This is a genomic window from Klebsiella sp. BIGb0138, assembly GCF_004342285.1.
Lineage (GTDB): Bacteria > Pseudomonadota > Gammaproteobacteria > Enterobacterales > Enterobacteriaceae > Klebsiella.
Map to the genome: position 1 here is coordinate 1 of NZ_SMCV01000028.1, position 1,759 is coordinate 1,759.

A 1,759-nucleotide genomic window follows, 5' to 3' on the forward strand; every position below is an offset into this window, starting at 1 on the left:
GTTGGGTAGGGGAGCGTTCTGTAAGCCGTTGAAGGTGGCCTGTGAGGGCTGCTGGAGGTATCAGAAGTGCGAATGCTGACATAAGTAACGATAAAGCGGGTGAAAAGCCCGCTCGCCGGAAGACCAAGGGTTCCTGTCCAACGTTAATCGGGGCAGGGTGAGTCGACCCCTAAGGCGAGGCCGAAAGGCGTAGTCGATGGGAAACAGGTTAATATTCCTGTACTCGGTGTTACTGCGAAGGGGGGACGGAGAAGGCTATGTTAGCCGGGCGACGGTTGTCCCGGTTTAAGCATGTAGGCGGAATGATTAGGTAAATCCGGTCGTTTATTCAACGCTGAGGTGTGATGACGAGGCACTACGGTGCTGAAGTAACAAATGCCCTGCTTCCAGGAAAAGCCTCTAAGCATCAGGTAACAACGAATCGTACCCCAAACCGACACAGGTGGTCAGGTAGAGAATACCAAGGCGCTTGAGAGAACTCGGGTGAAGGAACTAGGCAAAATGGTGCCGTAACTTCGGGAGAAGGCACGCTGATGGTAGGTGAAGTGACTTGCTCATGGAGCTGAAATCAGTCGAAGATACCAGCTGGCTGCAACTGTTTATTAAAAACACAGCACTGTGCAAACACGAAAGTGGACGTATACGGTGTGACGCCTGCCCGGTGCCGGAAGGTTAATTGATGGGGTTATCCGTAAGGAGAAGCTCTTGATCGAAGCCCCGGTAAACGGCGGCCGTAACTATAACGGTCCTAAGGTAGCGAAATTCCTTGTCGGGTAAGTTCCGACCTGCACGAATGGCGTAATGATGGCCAGGCTGTCTCCACCCGAGACTCAGTGAAATTGAACTCGCTGTGAAGATGCAGTGTACCCGCGGCAAGACGGAAAGACCCCGTGAACCTTTACTATAGCTTGACACTGAACATTGAGCCTTGATGTGTAGGATAGGTGGGAGGCTTTGAAGTGTGGACGCCAGTCTGCATGGAGCCAACCTTGAAATACCACCCTTTAATGTTTGATGTTCTAACGTAGACCCGTTATCCGGGTTGCGGACAGTGTCTGGTGGGTAGTTTGACTGGGGCGGTCTCCTCCCAAAGAGTAACGGAGGAGCACGAAGGTTAGCTAATCCTGGTCGGACATCAGGAGGTTAGTGCAATGGCATAAGCTAGCTTGACTGCGAGCGTGACGGCGCGAGCAGGTGCGAAAGCAGGTCATAGTGATCCGGTGGTTCTGAATGGAAGGGCCATCGCTCAACGGATAAAAGGTACTCCGGGGATAACAGGCTGATACCGCCCAAGAGTTCATATCGACGGCGGTGTTTGGCACCTCGATGTCGGCTCATCACATCCTGGGGCTGAAGTAGGTCCCAAGGGTATGGCTGTTCGCCATTTAAAGTGGTACGCGAGCTGGGTTTAGAACGTCGTGAGACAGTTCGGTCCCTATCTGCCGTGGGCGCTGGAGAATTGAGGGGGGCTGCTCCTAGTACGAGAGGACCGGAGTGGACGCATCACTGGTGTTCGGGTTGTCATGCCAATGGCATTGCCCGGTAGCTAAATGCGGAAGAGATAAGTGCTGAAAGCATCTAAGCACGAAACTTGCCCCGAGATGAGTTCTCCCTGACCCTTTAAGGGTCCTGAAGGAACGTTGAAGACGACGACGTTGATAGGTCGGGTGTGTAAGCGTAGCGATACGTTGAGCTAACCGATACTAATGAACCGTGAGGCTTAACCTTACAACGCCGAAGCTGTTTTGGCGAAGAGACG

At 52.9% G+C, this 1,759-nt stretch carries 1 rRNA gene; it reads left to right on the forward strand.

The window, feature by feature from the left end:
• Positions 1–1,728, forward strand: a 23S ribosomal RNA gene (locus EDF73_RS27335); the annotation flags it as partial.
• Positions 1,729–1,759 lie beyond the last annotated feature (31 nt).